A 22,676-nucleotide genomic window follows, 5' to 3' on the forward strand; every position below is an offset into this window, starting at 1 on the left:
CCTCTTAAACGGGGGTGTTTAACAAATCGTCGCCGGCCTCAGCAGAGGCATTCCCTGTTGAAAGCGCACCTGGTGCGGTTTCCATCAGACGATCCAGCGCCGTATCGGTACGCGCCTGGGCGCTTTGCGGTGCCGCGGCCAGAATGCGCTGCGCACTCTCGACCGTCATGCCCGGCGTTTCGGCCAGCGCACGGGCCTGTGATTCGCGACCTTTTGCCTCTTCACAGTTCAGAATACCCATGATGCGACCATTCTCTGCGGCTACGGCTGCCGATACCTGAGCGCTGAGATCTGCCGGGGCCACCAAGGCAGCGGTTGTTGTGTCAACGGTAGTGACCTGCTCAGCCGGTGCAGTAGTCTGTGTAGCTGTCTGGTCAGCTGGCTGATTGGTCGCTGCAGATGCAGAAGGTGATGGCATAGTTCCTCCAGTGGTTGTTTTTTTGCGTCTGTCGAGTGCTTCACGCATCACGCCGAGCGCATCGGTATTGTTAACAAGTTCATCCGCCAGACCGTTATCCACGGACTCCTGGCCGGAGAAGACAGCCGCCTCGGTGTCTAGTACGGCCTGCACAGACATGCTGGTATAAGCGGAAACCTTTTCGGCAAACATCTGACGCGTGGCGTCGATCCGCGTCTGAAAATCATCGCGAACATCTTTCGGTAGTTTTTCGTAGGGGTTGCCATCAACCTTGTGATCGCCGCTGTAAATCAGGGTCACCTCGACGCCCTGCGTTTTCAGGGCAGCGCCGTAGTTGCTGTGCGCCATCATCACGCCGATTGAGCCCGTACGCGCGGTCTGGGTGACCAGGCGGCGGGAAGCGGCGCTGGCGATAAGCTGCCCGGCGCTGCAGTTCATATCGTTTGCCAGCGCCCAGATGGGCTTGATATCGCGCATCCGTGCAATAATGTCGGCGCAGTCGAATGCCCCGGACACCATCCCGCCAGGCGTATCCATATCGAGGAGAATGCCGTCGACGCCAGGATCGCTCATGGCCTGCTGCAGGCGGGCAATGATCCCGTTGTATCCCGTCATGCCGGAATAAGGCTGCAGCGAACGGGTTTTACTGACCAGCGAGCCGGAAACGGGTAGCACTGCGATGCCGTTCGTTATCTGGTAACTGCGCGCTGGCCGGGGTCCCATTTCCTCATCTTCGCCAAACAGTGCCAGCGGCTCTGCAATTTGTTCAGCGCCGAGCGTGACGCCCGACACCGTATCCGTCAGTCGGGTGATACCCAACTGGCCTGCCAGGGCGCAAAAGAAAACCCGCGCATAGGCGGGTTCTAGCATCAGCGGCTCATTAAAGGCCATGCTGGCAATATGCGGGAGATTACGAAGCTCTGGCGTCATCTTTATCCTCCTCGTTTGTTTTTTTCAGCCCGGATTCAAAAGCGGCTGCCGCCCAGGCCGGGGGTTTAAGGCCCGCGCTCCGGCGCTCCATAGTTTCACGTACCTGCTGAGAAAATATTTCCTGATAGTCATCCCCGCGTTTGGCGCACTCCTTCTCATAAGTACTGAGACCGGCCTCGATAAGCATTACAGCCTCCTGCACCTCCTTCAGGCCATCAATAGCCATGCGCCCCGAACCGATCCAGTTTGCGTTACCCCATGAAGTTCTCGCTTCCTGGAAGCTGAACCTGGCTTTGGATGGGAGGGTGACAACCCGGCGCGCAATCGCCTCTTCCAGCCAGCAGACAAACATCTGACAGGCCTGCCGGGATGCGACGAACTTGCGTCGACCCATAAAGAACGCCCAGGATTCATTGGCGCTGGCGCGTGCGGTGGAGTAACTCATCTGGGAATAGTTACGCGAGAGCTGCTCGTATGAGACCCCCAGCCCGGCGGCGATATAGCGCAGCAGTGACTGCTCAAAGGTTGAAAAACCGTTATCCGTATCCTGCGCTGACTGCAGATTCAGTGAATCACCAGGCATCAGGTGCGGGACTTTGGCACCACCGAGCCGAACCGGCGCCGCGGTGTAATACGATGCCATCTCACCGAGCCAGCCTGTCATTTTGCTTTGCTGGTCTTTACTGTCAGAGCCGAGGATAAAGTCCATTGCCGTCTGCGTATCCAGTTCGCTTTCGATGGTGGCTGCATACATCGCTTTCACGATCGCACTCTGTAGTTGCGTGTTTTGCAGGGTGTCGAGCATCTTCATCTGCTCCATCACGCTGTAAAACACGTTGGCACCGCGGGTTTGCCCGTCTTCGAGCGGCTCGAACACATGGATAAACGATGGTCTGCCCCCGGGCAGTTCGCGGGGAATATACGTCCATTTCTGAGCCATCCAGCCCGGGTAACCGTCCTCACTCACGTAATAACCCAGCGCTGCACCAGCATCGTTTATGCTGACACCGGCACGGCAGTTCCGGGTGTCCCCCATGTTATTCGGGTTGCTCACGCGCTTCGGGCTGACCATTTTGAATTGCGTGCGGAAAAGCCGCGTTGAATCACTGTCCCAGGTGGGCTGCACGCACAACTCACCGTTGAATGCATGCGTCGCGACCCCCTCACGGATCATCATCGTAAACGTTCGCTTGCGCTCGGCATCAATTCCGCAAAAGTCATCTTCAGCATACTCATACCAGGCGGCTTCAACCTCCCTGGCAAACGCGCGGCTCTCCTCTTCTTTAATGCCGAGATAACGCCAGCTCGGGCAGTAACTCAGTCTGAAAAATGACCCGACTATGTGATCCTGGTGAAGTTGCACGGCGTTTGCTGCGTAGCCGTTATTTCGTACAAGATCGTCAGCACGGGCATTTCCACGTGAGAAATTAGGCAGGAGCGCCGCATCAGCACTTTCGATGGGCGGATTCCAGGATCGCAACTGGCCGCCAAATCCGCCGCCACCGCCGTGATACCCAGCATATTCGCGCAGGGATGTTTTACCGTCCGGCCCCACTAAAGCTGGTAATTTCATACATAAAACCCTGCCGGTCCCCGGCGCCGTGAAGTGGAGCCAACCTGAGATTCAAGGTCAGCAATATATTTTTTCAGCTCGCTGACTGAGGTAGCTGTAAATTCCACCCTTCGGCCATCTTTCTGTACCGTTGCCACCCGTTTACCCATCATGAGGTCATGTAATGCAGCGCGTGCTGCCTCCAGGTCAGCCTGTGTCGCCATTATTCTTCTCCGGATAATGCCCGGGCGTAATCAGCCAGGGTTTTGTGAATTTTACGCCCACTGTCTTCTTCCAGCAGACTTGCCAGAAGAGAATCGAGATTAAGCTGCCATCGCGAAATGCTGATCCGCAGGGCTGCAAGTGCGTAGACAAAGCAGTCGAGCGCCTCATTTCGTCGCTTTTTGCTGTCCCAGACGATCTTTTTCTTGCCGTCCACCCACTTTTCGACCTGCTCCTCAGCTGTCAGCTGTTGAGCTTCGGCTAAATCATAGATGTCAGGGTTATTAGGGAAATGAACTGCCCCGGCGAGGGGGTCACCGGTCTCTGGCACGAGGGTGAAACGGTTATAGATTTGCTCTTTAGCCGTGTCGGTGCCCACTTCCGTGAGATAAACACCGTTTTTGTTGCGTTTTCGCGGCATGCTGGCAACCGGTTTACCGTAGACAGATGCCCCTTTAATAGGTATCAGGCGGAACAGGCCATGCTTTTTCGAGCGGTTGTAGACGATGGTCGGGTCGATACCGCCGATATCCCAGCAGATGCGTGAAACCGACATTTCCACCCCATTTTTCCGGGTGTATGTCCGGTTGATAGCCTCATCAACCCTGAGCAGAGTGGCTTCATCGTCATGACGGCCCATGATGATCTGCCTGTCGATAAGCCAGCTTTCCTCGCCGGGCCCCCAGCCCCAGACCCGCATTTCATAACGGTCAAGCTGTGAATCGATACCGGCTGTCAGGTAGGCCACCCGCTCCGGTACCGCGGCGCCAAAGTGCTCCTTACGTTCGGCCATTACGTCAGCATCGGGACGGTCGCCAATTTTCGGCTCCCATGTCTCACCAAGCGTGGTGTTCACGAAAGTCTTACGCTTGCCGGTGTCCCCTTTGGTCTTGATCCAGTCTTTGACGATTTGTACCCAAGTCGTGAAGGGACTGTAGGCGGTCCAGATATGAAAAGTGATGCTGTCAGGTGGGTCAATTTCGGTACCGGATGATGAAAACCAGCACAGACCGTCCCGCGTCCAGATCCCCGTCTCCCCGCAAAGGTAACGGGCCTGCGCAAAATCGAGCTCCTGCTGCTTAATCACACAGGCATTATGCTCGCAAAGGTAAAACACACTCGCAGGCTCACCCGGCGTCCACTTGAAGCCGAACGGTGTCTCTTTATCGCCGAATTTCAGGTACTGCTCTTCCCCGCAATGCGGGCAGGGAACATGGAACCGCAAAAAGTGCTGCGACTCTTTCGCGGCACGCTCAATCTGGCAGGTGCCCCTGACTTTTGGCGTGGATCCGCGGATGGACTTGGGCCAGACCGAGCCTTCAATACGCTTATCACCCAGAAACGTCGGGGACCCCTCTTTCTCGATATCTTCATCAAAGGCGGCCAGTTCGTCATAGCCCGCCACATCGACGGATTTCTCACGATAGTTTTTTGCGGCCTTCCCACCCAGACACCAGAATCCACGCCCGTTTGAAAAACGCTTCATACTGAGGGTATTGTCCCGGTGTTTTTTGCCATACCAGGGAGCAAGGGACAGGAGCGAGGGAATATCACGGATTGTCGGCTCGACATGCGACTTCATAAAGTTTTCGGCATCGCCGTCAGTCGGCAACCAGATAAGGGAGTTTCGCTGCTTATGCTGGATAAAATACGCATACACCCCGAGCAGCATCTTTGAATAACCAACACGGGCAGATTTCACGACATTCACTTCACGGATATAGTCGTTGCCCATGGCATTCATGATCGCACGCTGGAAGGGTAAGGTTTCCCAGCGCCCCTCCTGATAAGCAGACTCTTTCGGGAGGTAATAGTTATCGTCTGCCCACTCAACAGCTGTCTGCGGCTCGGGCCGGAAAAGCGAACGGAGTCCCGCACTCACAGAGTGCTGCAACCCCTTAGCCTGACTGTTCGATATATTCACTCAGCAACCCCGGTATCATTTCATCCAGCGCAGCTGCTTTGTTCATGGCCTTAATGACGTCCTTCTTGAGGAAATCAATATGTCGGTTTTCCAGTTCCGGGAAGCGCCGCTGAACCGACAGAGGCACTCCATCGAGAATACTGGCAATTTCTCCGGCTATCCGCGACAGCACGAACGTGCAGAATGCGGTCTCCACAACCTCAGCGGACTCTTTGGCATTTTTAAGTTCCTGAGCGTCAGCCTGTGCTCGGGTAAGACGGTGTCGCTCATATTCAATGGTGCCAGGTTGAAGATCGGACTCGGAGGCAATGCGCAGATCCTCAACCTCTTTCCGTAATTTTTCATTTTCAATGGCAGCATCCCGCGCGGAATACCATTCGATAACAGCGGCGGAATCATACATAACTTCGTTCCCTTTCCCGCCTCCTCGCGCTACCGGCATCCCCTGGTCCTGCCAGTTCTGGATGGTACGAACGCTGACGCCGAAAATCTCGGATAAGAGTTTTTTGTTAACCTCCATTGCTCACTCCTGGCATAAAACAGAGAAAGGAAACGACAGACGCCAAATCACCATTTCCTGGGCTTCACCATTTCCTTTCTATTGAAGGGGTGTTTTCAGTAAAAACAGCAAGATAGCCAGAAGAAGAACGGAAACGGCAAATACCCGAAAATTTTCATAAATAGCGATAATCTGCGAGGACGCCGCCCCGTAGCAGGCCGATATGCCGGAAAGGACCCACAAATGATAATGATTATCATATACGTTAATGCATCGGCGATACGCATAAAAAAGCTCCGCAGGTCCGGAGATCGTCTTGTCACCTGTTGGGAATGTCCAGGCTATATCCTTAAAGCCATTACTATGGGTCTGCCCATGGTGATGGCTTTTGAGGAAATTCTTAATATCCCACGCTTACGCTTGTTGTTAGCCCATAGCCTGCCAGGCTATTTGGGACTCTGTGCGGAGAATGCCAACTCCGGGGAAACATTAATAAAAAGAGCACCTGAACTGAGACTGCTGTGGCCCTCCTTGTGAGGGCTTCTTTTTTGAAACACTCCAGCATTATCCTACTCGCTCAAGGTGGCAGTCTCATTTTCATATCCACATACGAAGATGCTCACACGCACAATTTCGGATTGATAATCACGACTAATTAAATATGAAATGTTTTACTTAAGTTAATTTAATGTTTCGTTTTCTTGCCCATATGTAATCAATAAGCCATGATTTCTTTGGGAAATAAATACAACAATGGTGTGTCAGGTTGCCGGGGATGATGATGTCGCATCTTCCGGTTTTTTTTCCTTTTTAAACTCTCATTAACATTATCAAGCCCACCAGCAGATGAGCTTTGTAATGATTACTTAGTCGTCGAGTTGCAGCACACCATGTTCAAGTGAATCGGAGTACACAATCAATCCGGTATATTCAGGAGTAATCTCGCCATCATCCGCATCAAACTCAGGGATTGTCACAGTGGTGATGGTGTATTGTGCCTGGCCGTCCTCTTTAGCGAAGGCTGCCAGGTCCTCAATCTGTTTTGCTGTAAGAACTACTGTCATGCTTATTCCTCGGTGATTAAAAAGCCTCTCGATTTCGAGGCTGAGAATTTTCTATGCTTAAAGTTCAGAGGAGGCGGTGTCCGGGCCTCAGGGTTAAGACTTTAACGAAGCATATGACCCTATATCAGGACGTTTACTTTTATGTATTAAGAATCATCCTGGTATTACCGCTTCCGCTTGTTAAATCAGAACTACGAACCATATTTATAACTCCCTGCAAGGCTCCTACCTGCACCAGGGAATCCCATGGAACTGTCTCATGACCCGCATGAGTACACTCAGAAACATCCGTCCATAGCATGTCTTGCCCTCTCTCCAGGGGGCTTTTTTTTGCCAAAAAAAGACCAGCTCGGACAGAACTGGTCAGGGTCATACAGCAATGTAGATAGCTTTTGCACAAAGTTCGACGTTATGCCTGTTCCTTCAGTCTTACCCTCAAACCCCGGGTGCCTCCCGGTGAACTTACTCCAGTAAGCAAATTCGCATACGTCCAGCATTTACTGGTTGCCCCACCGCTTAGGGGGATTGGCTTAAATGGCAAAGATGTCGAATCACTCGTGCAATTTGAATGTAGTTGATGCCGAAATTTTTAATGTGAGTTGTATAAAACTTTTTGCTTAGTCGGGCTAATAAATATTCAGCAGGTATTAGCCTAATCAGAAAAAAGTGTCATTTTCGTTATTATTTTAATACTTGGGATTTTTATTGAGTCATGCACTACATTGATATTCTCCTTGTAAAGATGACCCCTCTTGGTCTCCCTTCCGAACTGCAGGATTTCATTTCGGAAGGGGTATTTTTCAGAGCAAGTAAGCCCACCAGCAATTTAGCTTCGCTCGGCATTTACTTTACAGCGTTATACCAGGCCTGCCAGCGGTAATTATCTAAACGCAGCTGGCGCAGGCATTGCGCGGTCTCTATATCAGCCTGTAGATCTTCGTCGCTATTGGCACCAGCATCACTTCCCTTGCACGGCTCCTGCATCAAATCCGCTGATGGAGTTGGCAGCGTCGATTGCACGCTGGCGCAGCTGCACAGCAGCATCGTCAAACTGGCACACAGTACGATCCGGAGACTGAACATATTTCACCACGTCGCGGGTAATGGTTCGGTAAATCACTTTGCCCTCGGCGGTGGCCGCGACGGCTTTCTCTTCTACCGGCTGAATGGCTTTCTCGGAGTTCTCTTTCTTCTTTGCCGCCAGCGCGTTGATATGGTCAGCGTGTGCGCTCCAGCCAGAACGCCAGGCCATCGCCCCGGTTAACGAGATAGCGACCACCAGCGCCAAAAGAACGTATCGCAGCTTCATGACAGCGACGCCAGCGCCCGGCTGTAACGCACCTTGCGATCAGCCAGTCCATTCTGCCCACCGTTGATGATCTGCGTGACCCGCACAATATCGCCGGAATACAGCAGGCAACCACGTAACGCGAAGAACCAGGCCGCCGACCGGGCAGCGTTTCGTTCCTGCACCAGCAGCTCCGGCGTGCTTACCAGATCCAGCTTCAGGGCTGCGCCGCATTTGGTGTAGTTCTCCCGCCCGGTGATTTGCAGCAGGCCACGGCCACGATATTTCCAGCCGTCGCCCTCGAAGATGTTGCCCATGCGGCCGCCGTATACCAGGTTGGCGATCTGCGGCTGGTGGGCAGTCTGCTTACCGTCAACCCGGCCCAGCATCTCGCACTGGTATGCCGTCAGGCGCTTACCGAAGGTCGCCTTCAGACCGCCAACCGAATAGTTGAAGTTCTCCACCAGCGAGGCAAAGCCTGCCGACTCGTGGCCCAGCTGCGCGATGAACATGGCCTGATCGTTAACTGCGGTGATGCCGAACTCTTTCATAGCTGCGTCGATATGCGGATACCAGCGCGCAGCTAACCCGGCGCTTAGCCCAGCCGCCTTTTGAAATTGTGCCTGATTCATAGTGTCCCTTACTTGGTGTCACCACCAAAGCGAACGTTGATAACTCGGTTTGCTACAGAACGGACCTGCTCGACGCCGACAAAGCCCAGCGCCCCGCCGATTGCAATGGAGAGGGATTGAGGAAGGTTTACGTAATCCAGTGCAGATACAGCCGTTAACGTCATGGCGCCGCACATCAGGCCTTCCAGCAACATCTTTTTCCAGCCACCGCCGCCGTAGGCAATTCTCAGCACTGCCATCACAACTGACAGCAGCACGGCACCAATGGGTGTTTCACCACGCCACCAGCTGTGGAGTAGATCGATTAACTCCGTCCAGGAGTGGGGGTCATTATGCATTTTCATATCTCTCACCTCGCTGGTTCGCGGGTGTTGTGTGGGAAGGGATCAGACTCTCCGGATGAATTAACGACAGGACCTTGATGGGGGTTCCGGGAGCCTGAGATAAAAAAAGGCCCGCGTTTTAAGCGGGCCTAACTGAGTTGGAAATTTAAGTAGGTAGGTGTTTTACCTCGCCATCATCCATACAACAGCTGTGTCGGGCAGCGTTACTGGCCGGTCAGGATGTCCGGTTAATGGTTATGGCTTGGTTCACGATTAAATAATAGCATTGGTTTCGAAGCGCATATAAAAAAGCCTGCTTTACGAGCAGGCGATATTTAACTCAGAAATGGAATAAGACAGGTGCCGGGTGCCTCCCGGTGACTCGTTATCAGTCATACGAGCCGCAAGCATATCTGCACTTAGCAGTTAACTGGATTGCCCCGCCGCATAGGGGGATTCACCTGACTCATAACCATAGCAAAAATTTGTCAGAATTCTAAGTGTCGATGCTCAAACAGAAAACTGGGAGAAAGCTCCATTAAGCCATCGAGCGGCACGCTTCTGCACAACGAAGGCAGGCTTCAGAGCATTTCTGACAATGTTCTGCTTCGTGCTTCCCACATTCTTCACCGCATTTCTGACAGACTTCTGCGCAGACCCGGCATAGCGATCTGGCAAATTCACTATCAAAGGTCATAAATTGCGCTGCGAGCCGACAAATATTCGCGCACTGCATATCGAGTCTTATGCACTCACGCATCATATCCACTTGTTCTTCTTTCAGACATGAAGCAGCACAATAATCACAGGCAGCCGCGCATTTGTAGCAGGCTTCGATGCATTCAGCATGGTTAACTGGCATAGTTCGCTCCTTTCAGTCGTAAGCAGAAAACTAAGTCTGGTTACAGGAGTGCGATGATGCCAGTTAATAGGAGCGTTATTCCAAATTCGCCTAAATTGTAATTACAGGGAACGCATTCGAATAACGACCACCTTCATCAAACCCGGAACGACCGACGAGATCATGATGGTGTAAGAGGACCTTCCAGAACTTCTGCTTCGCCGTCATCACAAATGGGATCACCCTGCGTCAGGTGCCAGATACCGATTACGGTCTTACCCGTTTCAAGGTCTTCCGTTTCTCCATGGGTATAGTAGGCAACCTGAATTCTGCCATTGTGCTGTATCCAGTAAAACCCCTCTATCATGCCATTCCCTCCCTCACTGTGAGGAGAGTCTAGCCATTTTGGTTACGGGCTGGTGTGAGAAATACTTAATTAAGAATGAAGCGATGCAATGGTCCGCCATCGAGGACTCGAACCCCGAACCACAGAGGTAGAAGCTCCGTGCTCTTTCCAGTTGAGCTAATGGCAGATAAAAAAGACCAGCAATGAATGCTGGTCAGGGTCATGCAGTTGTCTCTGTGTAGTGGGCGCTTCCCCACCTGAGTGTTGTAATCGTATCGAGAGCATTATCACATGCCATCATCAGTATATCACTCGTCCAAGCAGCGCACTGGCAACTAAAATAGAGGATAAAAAACCGCCTAAGCGAGGTTTAAAATCGTTTTAAGTCCGTGGCGTAGAAACTACTCTTAACAGGTTACGATAGTTTTTGCGTACGCGTTATTGTTTTCTTACAATCTACTTTTCAGTTAAAGGAACTGTGACATGACTACGCTTAAAGAACTCAAAGAAGAACTTGAACAGATACAAGATGAAAACACAAAAAACAGAAAAAAAGCAGAAATCGCGGCCTTGGTCGCCTCTGCTGACAATGATATTAGGCTTGCTCAGAGAAACATTGGGTACAACGTACGTGAGTGGACCGTTGAAGTAATTGTTCAAAAGTATGGCGATAACCTTGACATTGATAAAAATGAGCTATTTATTCCTGATTATCAACGCGACTATAAATGGGATATCAAAACGGCATCTCGTTTTATCGAAAGCATATTATTAGACTTTCCAATACCATACCTTTATATAGCTGATGTGTTTAATGAAGATCCAGAACTAGACGGTCGCGTGGAAATCATTGATGGTTCTCAAAGGATTCGCTCGATTTATTATTTTTGGAATGATCAATTTGAACTGAAGGATTTAAAAGAATTGAAGTGCTTAGAGGGCTTTAAATTTTCTGATCTTTTAGCCAGTCGACAAAGACGATTTTTAAGGGCATCATTAAGATTTATAGAGTTAAAAGGTGATGTAGAGGAGCAACATAGAAGGGATTTATTCGAAAGGATCAACTCAGGTGTGAAAAGATTGGAAGCAATGGAAGTTAGGCACGGTTCAGATGCGGCTGCATCAATATTCTACAGAGATGTAGTGACCCCTTGCTCAACAAACCCACTATTTGGTCGCTTGGCTCCATTATCTGATCGGAAACGTTCCAATGGCGATCATCGTGAACTAGTTTTGAGATTTTTTGCATATTTGAACGATCTAGATAATTATAAAGGCTTTGTTGCTCCATTTATTGATAATTATCTCAATATTCAGGCCGAAAATGTCAACCAACAAGATGTTGACACCTTCAAACATGATTTTGAAAGCATGCTTACTTTTGTTGATGCTCATTTCCCTATGGGATTCAAAAAGACACCAACGAGTAAAACTACACCCCGCGCCAGATACGAAGCTATTGCTGTGGGAACTGCACTTGCCTTAAAAACTAACCCGCAATTACAAGAACCCGCTATTCCTGTAGGAGATTGGTTATTTGGAGAAGAATTTGAAACAATAGTTACTGCTGATAGTGCCAACAACACCAGTCAACTCAAGAACAGAATATTCTATGTTAAAGATAAACTCTTAGGGATATAACTATGAGTCTGCTTCATTTAAGAGATGAGTATGAAGAAAGAGCGAGAGATATTATGGAGTTACTTACTCTCGCATCATCTTTAGAGGCTCATACCCAGCAACTGGAACAGCAAACCTATCAAGATGAAATAGAATCCAATACTCTAAGGATTAATATTTTAAAATCATCCGTACATATGATGCTTTATAATCAAGTAGAAAACACCGCCAGAGGTTGCATTGAATCAATTTATGACCATTTACAAGATAATGGTGTGAATTATACTTCCCTTCGGGAGAAGTTTCAGGTAAATATCCTTCATCGTATTATTTCAGATAACGAAACGGGAAAATCTCTATATCAAAAAATAGGTTCTGACATCTCAAAAAAAATCATTTCAGCTTCATTAAATATACGGAAAGAATTTAATGGAAATGTCTGCAAACCTGTATTACACAAAATAACCCAAGCTTATGGTATCAACATTGCTAATTCACCAGAATGTAGAAATGGGGTTGATTTAGATTTACTTAAGGATATTAGAAATGAGCTTGCGCATGGAAGCACCAGTTTTTCTAAAAAGGGTCAAATTGACCCTCTAGAAGAAGTTAAACTAAGATCGGAAAGAATTGACTTATATTTGCGCTTATTGATTAGTTCAACAGAAAATTATATTACCTCTAACGGGTATTTATCCCCTCAACGTGCCTGACGAATGTTTCCCCTATTATTTGACCAATTATAGGGGGAACAGCATTTCCAATCATAGTTCCCAATTTTTGGAATGAAAATGGTGTATCCTTGTCAAGGAACTTATAATCTAACGGGAACGATTGTAAAATAGCAGCTTCGCGCAATGTAATTGCGCGATTTTGTTCCGGGTGACCAAATCGTCCGTTTCCATAACCATAACATTGGGTAGTTATTGTGGGACTTGTGTCATCCCAAATCATCCGGCCATAAACGCTTTTGTAAGTAGAGCCTGAATTCTTTTTATGGCAGTCGGCTCTAATGTCTTCAGGCCAATCATCCCATGTACCTCCAGGCAAAGAATGCATAATTCGTTTAAGATTAAGGTCCCTTAATTTAGGGGAGCAATGCAAGGGATCACTTTCAAGTTTTTCACCCGCATCTACTTTTGGCAACTGACCAATTGCATCTTTAACAGTAACTTTTTTACTAACTTTTTCTTGATCGAGACTAATTGGCCCCAATTTGGAGCCAATTAGAATTAATCTACGCCTATTTTGAGGTAAACCGTAGTCAGAGCATTTGACTACGCCATACCACAAATGATATCCAAGTGCCTTTAATGCGTTTACAAATTCTTCAAAAACATTATGATTCCTAAGCTGTGGTACATTCTCCATGGTCACAAGCTCAGGTAGAATATCGCTTACAAGCCTTTGAAATTCTGTCAATAAACGCCACTTAGAATCATCTTCCCGACTATTAGGATTACGGTATTTGGAGAACGGTTGACATGGAGCACATCCAGCAAGCAACCTAAGATTCCCGTCTTTGTACATAGTAGACACATCGCTGGATTTCAATTCAGTAACTGATTGGCTAATGAACGTAGTTTGCGGGTTGTTTATCTCAATGGCGTAGCGGCAAGAGTCATCAATGTCAACACCATGGGAAACATCAATCCCAGCTTTTTTTAAACCAAAAGTTAAGCCACCCGCGCCACAAAAAATGTCTACTGCTTGAATGTTCACAAGATTCTCCATCACTATATCCTGGTATTATATACATATAAAAGTAGGGAATGTAGAGAGTTTTTGCATTAAGATTAAGTCATTGTAACAAAGGTAGAAATGACAAACATCCGTCAATAAACCCCAATGCTGTTTGTAATTTTTTCCTTATCGTCCCGTCTGAGCATTTGCGTTTTTTAGCTATAGCTCGTAATGAGATACCTACTACGAAATGTGCGATTAACAACTCATACTCGTCTGGCTTACATTTCCGCAGACGCGCCACGCAACCGTCAATCTTGAGCCCCTCATCGTCGTCACATTGAAGACGTGATTTTTTGCCGTGAGGCATGAGCCCTTTGAATCCTGCAGCTATAGGTTGCCAGTCAACGCCACTACTGTCTGAAGCAGCCCAAGCTCCCCAACGCTCCATCAGTTCATACATATCTCGCATCATCTTCTCCTTAAGCCAGAACGCCGAGCGCAAAGGCCCGGTCCAGCACTCTGATTATCATTTCCGGCTGAGTACCATGCTTACGCTCGAATTTCACCGGATCGTTATGTAGTTCGGTATGGTGCTGGCGGCACAGAGGGATCACGAGACTGTCGTGCGCCTTCGTTGCCATGCCTCCCTGACCCCAGCCGATGAGATGGTGTGGATCATCTGACGGCCTGCCACAGCACTCACAGGGCTGCGTCTTAACCCATGCCAGATATTTGGGTTTGCCCCAGCGGGTCCGCTTTGGCCGCTTCATCAGGGTCTGCGGGGACTCGGGATCCACCAGGACGCCCACGATTGGCTTAATGGCTGGTGGCGCACCTGCAGGTGTTGCAGGTGCTGCAGGTAGCGCGCGGGCTTTGTCGGCGATGATGCTGGTGGCCGGTACCGACGGTACGATCTCGCTCTCGCGGTACGTTTGTTTCTCCGCCGGCAGGCGCAATGCATCTCGGGCAACGGATTCAGGCAGCGCATCGGTGACGCCGGTACGAACAGCCCACCAGCACAATTCAGCCAGAGATAGTTCACGGGTTTTATCGAGTGCCAGCGCTACAAGGACGATGTCCAGCACCCAGTCGATGACGTTCTGCCGCGCCAGCTCCGCCAGTCGTTCGGTGTACTGCTCGCGCAGCCGGTTGTCGCAGTGGCCGCAAAGAAGAATCGCACCGGGCTCATGCCGCATGGTAGTCAGTTCGTGATAGTGGTAGTCGCTGTGCTGGTACTGGCAGGTGCCGCCGCCGTGGCGCAGCAACCAGTATTCCAGGCCAGCCAGCCCACCAGCAGCGGTGATCACCTTTTCGTGGAGGAAGAACGGACGCAGCGCCGGATTGGCCGCCAGCGGCTGCCGTAGATCGGGCACTCTCCCGGTCTCAAAGCTGGCCATACTGGCAGGCTGGCTCTCCACCAGCACGCGCCCTGAAATGAACATGGGCATCAGCTCGCTGCCGGGTTTCAGCAGCACAACGCCCAGTTCCCGGGCAATAACCGGTTTCAGCAAGGCGCGCATCAGTCGATCTCCCCGATGATGATCTGCCCTAACTCACCCCAGCGCTTCGTCACGCGGGAATCCCAGATATGGGCGTCATCGGCATAGATGGCATCCATCAGGGCTTTCTCCAGGTTATCTTTGTCGGGCTTCTGCTGGTGAGGTTTCCCTGCCATCTCCTGGCGCTTCTTCTTGCTCCAGCATGGGGGCATCGGGAGGATAAACGTAATGTGCGCGCCTGCTTCCGGCAGTTCAACGCCCAGCAGCCGAACGTGATCGCAGAACGCGCGGTACCGGAGAACCTCCGGCCGCTTTTTCCACTTATCCGCCCTGGTCATCCTGGGTTTGCCCATCGGGGTGATGTTGTAGGTTTTCACGCTTCCCTCCAGAGCTTTTGCTGGAAGGTCTTATCCTGACGCGGGGCTCTGTTTGCCTCCGGCAGATAAGCGGTGAGTGTCCAGTGGATGAGATCGAAATCAAGGCTGCGCACAGTCCGTACGTCATTAGCGCGATAGCGGGCCTCGAGTTCGTCCACTTCTTTTGTGGTGAGCTGAGTGTGAATAAAGCTGGTTTTCTTCATGCTGCCACCTGTAAGTGCGCAGGCAAAAAGAAACCGCTGATTCCGAAAGGAACCAGATTAAGTTTTTGTTTGGTAGGTTTTTGCGCCATGGTATCTCTCCAGTGGCGCAGCAGGTATAGGTTGTTCAGGCCTATGACGGGAGTTTAACAGAATTAAGCGAAACGCGGTAACCTGCCCGCTCCAGCATCTGCGTAAAGAGAGTTGGCGACCCTACAATCTCATCATCCAGAAGCGGCGTAAACGACACCTCATCACCTCGCCTGTACATCAGCGCACGATCACATTCAGGAAATGAGTGCAGTCGTGCAACGATAACCCCATCGTGACACCTGATGACTGCATAACCCTTTTTTGGAAATTCTTCTCTTTGCTTCACCAAACCTCCCCTTCCACCAGGAAACTAATTACATGCTGAATTAATAAAACCAGTCGTCAGCGCTTTCCCAGGTCTGCTGGAGGATCTCTTCTACCTTCTTCTTCGCGTCCTTTTCACCGCCCAGAACACTTAACCCATCTGAGCCTGTTCGTCGTATAACTAGGGTGCAATCGCCTACCTGATCCTGCAGTCGTGTTAACAGTTCTTTTTCCAGAGCCGGGACAGCGCCCTTAGGAAGTTCTTTAGTTCTATCAATGCTTAACTCAACTCTCATAATAGCCTCCGCTGCATTAACTGTATGAATATACAGTATACCTATAGGCCGTTTTGATCAATGCTTTAGGCACACAAAATGCCGATAAGAATTATGAAAAATGAGAGCATAAGCCCGCTTGCCGCACTGTGTGCAAAGCGCTCGTTTAAGTCTGTAAAGTTCAGTACGCCCCAACAGAGTCCCGCTTACAAGGGAAGAGTAACTTCCGTTTTGTGCCAGAAGCGGACGTTGATAAAACAGCACTCAATCAGTTAGTGATCATGACCAGCACTCCGTTGATTGGATAAGCGAAAACAAACCTGCATATTTTGAGATGTGGGCTAATTGCTTTTTTAAAATGTTATAGATTGAGTTGGTGCTAATAAAGTAGATTAATTACAGGTTAATTAGATGGACGGTTGCTTGAGGCAACTTCCCTTGTTGCAAACTGAACTTTATGTTGGGGATTGGGATGGGACGGAGATCAGGATTTGAAGGTTTTATACGTGCTACAGGCAGAGCCGTAGCAGCAGCAGAGCGTGAGCGTAAGAGAGCAGAGCGCCATCAGTTTGCCGAGGCTCGCCGAATAGAGCGCGAAATAAAACGTGATAATGCTCAGAGACTTCGCGAGCAAAAGGAGGCTGATAAGTTAGCAAAAGCCATGTATTTGGAAGAACGTCAAGATGAAGTTTCCGATCTTAACGCTGAGCTGAACGAGACTATTTCCGCGCTTTCAACACTTCTGGAACATACTCTCGAATTTGATGATTCAATTGATTTTTCGGCGCTGAAAAAACACCCAAAATTCGAAGACTTCAAAACACCTAAGCATCTCTTACCAGACCCGGAGCCAGAGATAAAAGTTGTGCATGCTCCAGCTGCATGGAAGACTATTTTCCCGTGGGTAAAGAACAGATATTATCGAGAATTGAAGCAGGCAGAAGAATCTTTCAATAAAAGTAAGGAAGATCATTCAATTAAACTTTTAAGCCAGAAAGTTGAGCTTGATGCTTTAGTTGCTGATTATCAGGCCCGAAGAACTGCTTACCTCGAAGAAATAAAAAGTCAGCACGACGAAGTTGACCTGTTTGAGCAAGACTACCTCAACTGCGATCCTGACAGCGTGTTGGCATATTGCGAAATGGTGTTGACACGGTCTGAATATCCTGAGAACGGCTTCCCACAAGCCTTTAGGTTGGCCTATTTACCTGACAATAAGGAGTTGTTGGTTGAATACAACTTACCTGATATTGCAATAGTACCGCGCGAGTTGGAATACAGATATGTCAAAACGAGAGATGCCATTGATGCCAAGGCGCGAAAGATTGGCGAGATCAAAGAACTCTATCAAAACATAATCGCCGCGATCACACTCCGCACAATGCATGAGCTTTTCGAAGCTGACAAGGCATCTGCTTTAACATCAGTTCTGTTTAACGGTGTAATCGAAACGATCGATCCTACAAGTGGGCATGACACTAAAGTCACATTAGTATCTGCCCGTGCTTACAAGGACGATTTTATGCAAATAAAACTCGAAAGGGTCGAAAAGAGTGCATGCCTTAGAAGTTTAGGTGCACAAGTTTCAGGGCGGCCAGATGAACTTCAGGCAGTAAAGCCTATTATCGAATTCAACATGGTTGATAAACGCTTTATTGAACAAGGTGATGCTTTATCTGCCCTTGAAACACGACCAAACCTTATGGAACTTTCACCGTCAGAATTTGAGGTATTAGTATCAAATCTTTTCACCCAAATGGGACTGGATACCAAACTCACCAGAGGTACAAAAGACGGTGGCGTTGATGCGGTGGCATTCGACACACGCCCGATACTCGGTGGCAAAGTGGTGATTCAGGCTAAAAGATATAAAGACACTGTCGGTGTTAGTTCTGTAAGAGATCTTTATGGAACAATGATGAATGAAGGTGCTAACAAAGGTATTCTGGTGTGTACAAGTCAATACGGTAAAGATGCATATCGTTTCTGCGAAGACAAACCAATCGAACTCATAGATGGAGGTGGACTTCTCTACCTCTTAAAAGAGCATGCTGGGGTATCAGCACGTATCAACCCCAATTTTTAATTACTGTTCCAGACTCGGTCTAATGTTTATCGCGAATGTTTGAAATTAGAAATTCAGCACAAGATTTCTAGTCGAGTAATTCAAGGATATTAACTTAGGGCAGAATTTCCTGCCCTTTTTGTTATCCCATTAAACTAGCCTGCGCCCCGTTGATTACTATATCGCAATACCTGTAAATACCCCTCAAATCCGCATATTCTCTTTAGAGAGTAGATAACGCTACTTTGGAAGCGAGCATGGAGATCTATGTGCCTTCGCACATTCCTGATGATTTCAAGATTTAGCGAACGTCCGCTCTTCGCTTATAGCCGCCCTAAAAATCCTTTCCGGGCGGCTTGGTGATAGTTAATTCTCAATCTTTAGTTTCATTTCGCCGTCATACGATTGGTGTAACGCTCCATGTCAAAGTCAATAACTGCCCGCTGGTCGCGGAAGACGCCGCAGCGTCCGTGGCGGATAAGATGGCCCTGCTTCACGGCAGCCCGAATGTATTTCTCGGCAGTAGTACGGTGCAGGCCGAACATGGCGACGACATCATTGGTCGTAGCGTGGCCATGCTTTTTCACCATCTCGATAATCCAGCTGATGAACAGGGTGCGTTCCCTGTGTGTTTTTGGTCTTGGCATCAGTCAGGCCCTCCCCGCCTGGCGCAGGCACTCTTTACGGCGTTTGGCGATCCAGGCAACCTCCACAGAGCTGCAGGCAATGCCGAACATGTCCGAATAAACCGCTGCAGCGCGGCGCCACAGTCCTTTTTCTTCCAGCGCTTTTGCCTTCTGCTCAGCAGCCTGCATCTTGATCGGGTCGCTTTTCTCCTCCATGCATGGAAGGATTACATCCGGGATATCAAGATGCGGCACCGCCGCATAGGTGTACTGGACGCTGTTACGTGAGCGTGTTATCACCCCATCGTCACTCAGCTCGCGCAGCAGCTTGCCTGCTGTTGCACCTGACATATCCAGCGCTTCGGAAACATCGCCGACGGCGCAGTTCGGCTGATAGCGCACAAAAATCGCCACCTGGTCTTTCTGGGTTAATGGTTTGGTCATTGGTCATCACTCGATTTAGTTGGTTAAACCTGCCGCTTTGCGGCGTTTGTACTCTTCCATAAGCAGCTGCGCCGGAGTTGGCCCTGCCGGGTGCTGCGGTGCTGCAAGCTGGCGGCGAATCGGCGGGACCGACAGGCCGTTACTGACATGCTTACTCCATTTCGTTAACAATTTTTCCGCCAGTTTCTTAAGTTCACCCTCGGTCATCTGACGCTCCACGCCCGTTCTGCGCATCTCAATGCAGATGTGATACAGCACCGGCTGCGGCCACGGATATTTGTCGCTGCCTGAAAACCGATAGGATTCATTGCGCCAGCGGCGGTACTCACCCATGACACTGTCGGACGTCAGACCGAAGGCGTTTGCTCCACTTTCTGAAACGAGCGATACGAACTCAGCCAGATCCGGCGGCCACGTGTTCCCACCTGCACAGCGCTCCATGCACTGCTGGCAGACCAGTTTGATTTGCTTTTCAGTCATCGAACCTATCTGGGCTATCCAGAGCGCCGACGGTTCGGCCCCATTCTTCTGCGTCCACCGGTTCGAGAATATTTCCCCCATGACCTGCCACAGGCGCCATGCCGTTTCCGTTGCCATCAAGTCCATTGCGACGTCTCCACTCTGCGTGGGCTGACTGAATCTGCTGAACAGCCCTGGATGCTGTAGGCTCTCCCCTAACTCCTGCATTGTCCTTACCTCCGGTTTCCGGTTGTTTTTTCGATCTCACCAGCACGATGTGCCGTGCGAATTTTTGCTCCCACTGAACCTGGGTGAACACCTTCCCCTCTGACTCCCAGTACGACGCGAACTCAGCGAGCTCTGTGGCAAGGTAATCAGGGTCAGGCAAAGCTATTCCCCACATCGCCGCTCGCTGGCGAAAATCTCTGGATGGTAGCCAGGCGCTGGTCATGGTGAACTTACCGATCGGCTCATCCAGACCCTCAAGGTATCGGGCTGCAGTTGGCTCCGCTGGGGGCTGACCCTCTTCCGAATTTTCTTTCGCGCCCTCGTTAAGAGAGGGGTTTAGATCTTCTCTTCTCTTCTCTTCTCTGGTCCGCTTTTTGTCTGCATCTGATGCGGACAACTTGCGGACATTTCGTTTTCTGTCTGCCTCCTGCGCACGCCGTTTTGCGGACTGCCCGTTATGCTCAGAAAATCTTGGCATACAGAGACTTACATCAGTCGATTCAAGCCAGCCGACAGTGATAAGAGCCTGCGCGAAACCTTCAAATCCGATCATGTCGTTCAGAGTTTTTGGGGAGTAACCTTCTAGCTCTCCATCTACTGAATGGGCATCAAACAGACACCATGTCGCATGTAGTGCGCCGACAACGCGCAATCTGTCCGCATCCAAAGCGGACGCAATGCGGACGACTTTGGGGTGTGTGTGCAAATCAGCACGCATCTTGATCCAGTCTCCAGCCATTACCGCTCTCCTGCCGTGGATGATTTATTGGTCATTGGTCAAAACTCGATTACGTAAATAGCGGAGCCAGAGCCTGCAGGTGAGCAATCACCACGCCAGCCAGTTCTCCTGGTAGCAGGGCTGCGTTGGCAAGAAGGTTTTCAAAGCCCTCTTTCGCCTGCTTCTTGGTTGGCAGGCCCAGTAACTTCGCCTGGTGATGCTCGCCGCACTCTTTTATTGCGTCGGCCACCAGCTCGAAATCTGTTTTACCCTGACGGAGGCCATGTTTTCTGGCGATCTCAATCGGCATTGCCATGCTGATCGCGTCCGCAAGTTGCATGACATAAGCCGTGTACTTGCTGGAATTGGTTTCGTTTTTCAGGTAGCGATAAAGGTTCTGTTTGTTCACAGTGATCCCACGCCCACCCTCTTTTGCCCACTGCTCGGCCACCAGCTGTGTAACAACGTCCTGCGCCTGGCCGGGCAAAGTAAGCTCCCATTCACGAACGGCTGTAAGGATCGCCTGGCGCCGCAAATTGTCTCTGCGGCGAGGCTCATACTGATTTTTAGTTTTCAGCGGAGCGATAGCCTTTTGGTTATCATGCTCATAAGTAATGGCTTGCATTTGAACTCCTTAACCATCTGTTAGTGGTGGGAAAACCTCATCTAATGAACAGCGTGCCCCCAGAGCATTAAGCGCGGCTACGATGCGGCGGGAATCTTCAAGGCTTGGCGTTCTCAGATTCGATTCATAGTTCGCCAAACGCGGTTGGTTCCAACCAATCTGTTGTGCAAGCGCTAGCTGGGAAATGTTTGCTTTTTTGCGATAGTGAGAAATTAGGTTCATCCGACTCTCCTGTAAGATGTGAACATTATTCACATATCGTGAATTACATGTCAACATAATCGTGAATCGATAAAGATTCACTATGCGTGATAAAATCGACTCATGAAGACAATTGCAGAACAGATCGGCGAGCGTATTAGAACGCTTCGCATTCAAAAGGGATTGAGCCAGGCCCAGGCTGCAAAGTTATGTGGTTGGTCAGCTGCGTCTCGTCTCGCCAATTACGAATCCGGGTTGAGGAACGTTGGTGCTGACGATGCAATGGTTTTAGCCAGAATATTAGGCACTTCACCAGGCGAACTGCTATTCGGTGAGCGTGGCGATGAAGATAAATGGCTTACAGAAAAACAAAGAGTAATGCTCAATTTGTTCAAACAATTACCTGAAACTGAACAAGACAAAATGATTGATATCTTTCAGGTCAGGCTTAAAGAAATTGATGAATACGTTGAGAAGTACCTTCGCGGAAGATTCAAGCCGATGGATGACCAGTCTGATACAAATAGCTAACTAACTCATACCGTCCATAACCAGCCATCCGGCTGGTTTTTTTTCGTCCATAGATTCAAATCCTCACGTTATGTGAAAAATAAAATTCACTTTTTGTATTGACGAGATATTCACGCCGTGTGAAACTTCGAGCACACCAAGCAGCAAGTAAGTCATCCAGGCAGGACGCCCACGTAGTAGCTGCCGGCGGCATATGAAACACCGGATGAGATGACAAAAACTAACGCGCAGCAGGCTTTACCGTTCCGTCGGCCAGACGCAAAGGGCAACAAGGAGATAACCATGATTGACTACGCACGCATCCCAGTTAAACAGCAGGCTATTCGCCTCAACATCGTTGAAGTTCTGATCCGCAAGTTCTGTTACTTCATGGCGCAGAAAGGCAATCCAGAGCTCAACGCATGACCTCGTTTTTCGCCTTAATCGTTACCGTCTGCGCCCTCACCGGGGAATGCTCAGACATCATGCTCGGCGTTTATAACACCGAGGCGGTTTGTGAAGCAGCTGCCGCAGAGCAGCACGTGAAAGGACAGTGTTACCCGTACAAACCGGCTGACGACCAACAGCCAGCGTTACATTTTTAATCGAGTTTCGACCAATGGCTGTTGCCAGCCTGATGCCAGGTGCACATGGCATCGTGATGGTAATCCCGCCATCTCAACCAGACAGGAGTCGATGACCTGTTCTGGTTAAATTGGAAAAGTTCTCTTTGCCCGTCGCCCGTGG

Annotated in this window: 29 protein-coding genes and 1 tRNA gene; 6 read left to right on the plus strand and 24 right to left on the minus strand. The window is 49.7% G+C overall.

Annotation, left to right across the window (positions count from 1 at the left end; translation table 11 throughout):
• Positions 1-4: 4 nt before the first annotated feature.
• From ACOKCT_RS00515 to ACOKCT_RS00570, 12 genes are all read right to left on the minus strand, one after another.
• Positions 5-1,348, minus strand: coding sequence for a S49 family peptidase (locus ACOKCT_RS00515; RefSeq protein WP_138368723.1), 1,344 nt, complete (start codon positions 1,346-1,348; stop codon positions 5-7).
• Entirely contained in the window at positions 1,329-2,921 is a 1,593-nt protein-coding gene (locus ACOKCT_RS00520; RefSeq protein ID WP_420193052.1) for a phage portal protein, read from the minus strand. Before ACOKCT_RS00520 ends, ACOKCT_RS00515 begins: the two co-directional genes overlap by 20 nt.
• The gene (locus tag ACOKCT_RS00525) at positions 2,918-3,124 is read right to left on the minus strand and encodes a phage head-tail joining protein (protein ID WP_138368721.1); all 207 of its coding nucleotides are present in this window, start codon (positions 3,122-3,124) and stop codon (positions 2,918-2,920) included. Before ACOKCT_RS00525 ends, ACOKCT_RS00520 begins: the two co-directional genes overlap by 4 nt.
• Positions 3,124-5,046 (minus strand): phage terminase large subunit family protein, encoded by a 1,923-nt coding sequence (locus ACOKCT_RS00530; RefSeq protein ID WP_138368720.1) that lies wholly within the window; start codon positions 5,044-5,046, stop codon positions 3,124-3,126. Before ACOKCT_RS00530 ends, ACOKCT_RS00525 begins: the two co-directional genes overlap by 1 nt.
• A complete protein-coding gene (locus ACOKCT_RS00535; RefSeq protein WP_114387374.1) occupies positions 5,021-5,566 on the minus strand; it encodes a terminase small subunit in 546 nt (181 codons plus the stop codon). Before ACOKCT_RS00535 ends, ACOKCT_RS00530 begins: the two co-directional genes overlap by 26 nt.
• Positions 5,567-6,411: 845 nt before the next feature.
• Positions 6,412-6,609 (minus strand): hypothetical protein, encoded by a 198-nt coding sequence (locus ACOKCT_RS00540; protein WP_420193053.1) that lies wholly within the window; start codon positions 6,607-6,609, stop codon positions 6,412-6,414.
• Between the two features lie 958 nt (positions 6,610-7,567).
• Positions 7,568-7,918 carry a hypothetical protein gene (locus tag ACOKCT_RS00545; protein WP_420193054.1) on the minus strand — a complete coding sequence of 117 codons (351 nt, stop codon included), beginning with the start codon at positions 7,916-7,918 and terminating at the stop codon, positions 7,568-7,570.
• Complete coding sequence (locus ACOKCT_RS00550; RefSeq protein ID WP_420193055.1) at positions 7,915-8,529, minus strand: glycoside hydrolase family 19 protein; 615 nt, start codon at positions 8,527-8,529, stop codon at positions 7,915-7,917. The genes ACOKCT_RS00545 and ACOKCT_RS00550 overlap by 4 nt, the downstream gene beginning before the upstream one ends.
• 8 nt (positions 8,530-8,537) lie before the next feature.
• Positions 8,538-8,873, minus strand: a complete 336-nt coding sequence (locus ACOKCT_RS00555; RefSeq protein WP_032651393.1) for a phage holin, lambda family — start codon at positions 8,871-8,873, stop codon at positions 8,538-8,540.
• 517 nt (positions 8,874-9,390) lie between these two features.
• A complete protein-coding gene (locus ACOKCT_RS00560) occupies positions 9,391-9,714 on the minus strand; it encodes a four-helix bundle copper-binding protein (protein WP_072010776.1) in 324 nt (107 codons plus the stop codon).
• Between the two features lie 160 nt (positions 9,715-9,874).
• Positions 9,875-10,060, minus strand: coding sequence for a hypothetical protein (locus ACOKCT_RS00565; protein WP_312343905.1), 186 nt, complete (start codon positions 10,058-10,060; stop codon positions 9,875-9,877).
• Between the two features lie 89 nt (positions 10,061-10,149).
• Positions 10,150-10,226, minus strand: a tRNA-Arg gene (locus ACOKCT_RS00570).
• Between the two features lie 296 nt (positions 10,227-10,522).
• On the opposite strand from ACOKCT_RS00570, the gene ACOKCT_RS00575 reads away from it, so the two are divergent.
• Together ACOKCT_RS00575 and ACOKCT_RS00580 are read left to right on the plus strand one after the other, a co-directional pair.
• On the plus strand, positions 10,523-11,680 hold the full coding sequence (locus ACOKCT_RS00575) for a DUF262 domain-containing protein (protein WP_420193056.1): 1,158 nt from the start codon (positions 10,523-10,525) through the stop codon (positions 11,678-11,680).
• Positions 11,681-11,682: 2 nt separating this feature from the next.
• Positions 11,683-12,372, plus strand: a complete 690-nt coding sequence (locus ACOKCT_RS00580) for an MAE_28990/MAE_18760 family HEPN-like nuclease (protein WP_420193057.1) — start codon at positions 11,683-11,685, stop codon at positions 12,370-12,372.
• Here ACOKCT_RS00580 and ACOKCT_RS00585 read toward each other — a convergent pair.
• The 6 genes from ACOKCT_RS00585 to ACOKCT_RS00610 all read right to left on the minus strand — a co-directional run bounded on the left by ACOKCT_RS00585 (position 12,341) and on the right by ACOKCT_RS00610 (position 16,074).
• Positions 12,341-13,381 (minus strand): DNA cytosine methyltransferase, encoded by a 1,041-nt coding sequence (locus ACOKCT_RS00585; protein WP_420193170.1) that lies wholly within the window; start codon positions 13,379-13,381, stop codon positions 12,341-12,343. The genes ACOKCT_RS00580 and ACOKCT_RS00585 overlap by 32 nt on opposite strands.
• A 79-nt stretch (positions 13,382-13,460) precedes the next feature.
• Positions 13,461-13,814, minus strand: a complete 354-nt coding sequence (locus ACOKCT_RS00590) for an antiterminator Q family protein (protein WP_420193171.1) — start codon at positions 13,812-13,814, stop codon at positions 13,461-13,463.
• Between the two features lie 10 nt (positions 13,815-13,824).
• Positions 13,825-14,865, minus strand: coding sequence for a DUF968 domain-containing protein (locus tag ACOKCT_RS00595; protein WP_420193058.1), 1,041 nt, complete (start codon positions 14,863-14,865; stop codon positions 13,825-13,827).
• Complete coding sequence (locus ACOKCT_RS00600; protein ID WP_420193059.1) at positions 14,865-15,221, minus strand: RusA family crossover junction endodeoxyribonuclease; 357 nt, start codon at positions 15,219-15,221, stop codon at positions 14,865-14,867. Before ACOKCT_RS00600 ends, ACOKCT_RS00595 begins: the two co-directional genes overlap by 1 nt.
• Positions 15,218-15,424 (minus strand): hypothetical protein, encoded by a 207-nt coding sequence (locus ACOKCT_RS00605; RefSeq protein WP_032651386.1) that lies wholly within the window; start codon positions 15,422-15,424, stop codon positions 15,218-15,220. The genes ACOKCT_RS00600 and ACOKCT_RS00605 overlap by 4 nt, the downstream gene beginning before the upstream one ends.
• Positions 15,425-15,840: 416 nt before the next feature.
• Positions 15,841-16,074, minus strand: a complete 234-nt coding sequence (locus tag ACOKCT_RS00610) for a DinI-like family protein (protein ID WP_420193060.1) — start codon at positions 16,072-16,074, stop codon at positions 15,841-15,843.
• Positions 16,075-16,525: 451 nt separating this feature from the next.
• Here ACOKCT_RS00610 and ACOKCT_RS00615 point away from each other — a divergent pair, with 451 nt between their 5' ends.
• Positions 16,526-18,139 carry a restriction endonuclease gene (locus ACOKCT_RS00615; RefSeq protein ID WP_420193061.1) on the plus strand — a complete coding sequence of 538 codons (1,614 nt, stop codon included), beginning with the start codon at positions 16,526-16,528 and terminating at the stop codon, positions 18,137-18,139.
• 365 nt (positions 18,140-18,504) lie between these two features.
• On the opposite strand, the gene ACOKCT_RS00620 is transcribed toward ACOKCT_RS00615, so the two are convergent.
• The 6 genes from ACOKCT_RS00620 to ACOKCT_RS00645 are packed head-to-tail and all read right to left on the minus strand — an operon-like array spanning position 18,505 to position 21,440.
• Positions 18,505-18,765, minus strand: a complete 261-nt coding sequence (locus ACOKCT_RS00620) for a DUF977 family protein (RefSeq protein ID WP_106992783.1) — start codon at positions 18,763-18,765, stop codon at positions 18,505-18,507.
• A 3-nt stretch (positions 18,766-18,768) separates the two neighbouring features.
• Positions 18,769-19,188: a PerC family transcriptional regulator gene (locus tag ACOKCT_RS00625; protein WP_420193062.1), complete on the minus strand. Its 420-nt coding sequence runs from the start codon at positions 19,186-19,188 to the stop codon at positions 18,769-18,771.
• A 15-nt stretch (positions 19,189-19,203) separates the two neighbouring features.
• A complete protein-coding gene (locus tag ACOKCT_RS00630) occupies positions 19,204-19,749 on the minus strand; it encodes a replication protein P (RefSeq protein ID WP_236560447.1) in 546 nt (181 codons plus the stop codon).
• Positions 19,661-20,614: a DnaT-like ssDNA-binding domain-containing protein gene (locus ACOKCT_RS00635; RefSeq protein WP_420193063.1), complete on the minus strand. Its 954-nt coding sequence runs from the start codon at positions 20,612-20,614 to the stop codon at positions 19,661-19,663. Before ACOKCT_RS00635 ends, ACOKCT_RS00630 begins: the two co-directional genes overlap by 89 nt.
• A gap of 49 nt (positions 20,615-20,663) precedes the next feature.
• Complete coding sequence (locus ACOKCT_RS00640; protein WP_420193064.1) at positions 20,664-21,218, minus strand: toxin YdaT family protein; 555 nt, start codon at positions 21,216-21,218, stop codon at positions 20,664-20,666.
• A 9-nt stretch (positions 21,219-21,227) separates the two neighbouring features.
• Positions 21,228-21,440: a helix-turn-helix transcriptional regulator gene (locus ACOKCT_RS00645; RefSeq protein WP_032651371.1), complete on the minus strand. Its 213-nt coding sequence runs from the start codon at positions 21,438-21,440 to the stop codon at positions 21,228-21,230.
• Positions 21,441-21,542: 102 nt separating this feature from the next.
• Between ACOKCT_RS00645 and ACOKCT_RS00650 the strand changes: the two genes are divergently transcribed.
• The 3 genes from ACOKCT_RS00650 to ACOKCT_RS00660 all read left to right on the plus strand — a co-directional run bounded on the left by ACOKCT_RS00650 (position 21,543) and on the right by ACOKCT_RS00660 (position 22,534).
• Positions 21,543-21,950, plus strand: coding sequence for a helix-turn-helix domain-containing protein (locus ACOKCT_RS00650; protein ID WP_032651369.1), 408 nt, complete (start codon positions 21,543-21,545; stop codon positions 21,948-21,950).
• A gap of 282 nt (positions 21,951-22,232) precedes the next feature.
• Positions 22,233-22,355 carry a hypothetical protein gene (locus tag ACOKCT_RS00655; RefSeq protein WP_255584864.1) on the plus strand — a complete coding sequence of 41 codons (123 nt, stop codon included), beginning with the start codon at positions 22,233-22,235 and terminating at the stop codon, positions 22,353-22,355.
• Positions 22,352-22,534 carry a DUF1482 family protein gene (locus ACOKCT_RS00660; RefSeq protein WP_032651367.1) on the plus strand — a complete coding sequence of 61 codons (183 nt, stop codon included), beginning with the start codon at positions 22,352-22,354 and terminating at the stop codon, positions 22,532-22,534. Before ACOKCT_RS00655 ends, ACOKCT_RS00660 begins: the two co-directional genes overlap by 4 nt.
• Positions 22,535-22,676: the final 142 nt, after the last annotated feature.

This window comes from Leclercia sp. M-A074-M, assembly GCF_965195605.1.
Lineage (GTDB): Bacteria > Pseudomonadota > Gammaproteobacteria > Enterobacterales > Enterobacteriaceae > Enterobacter.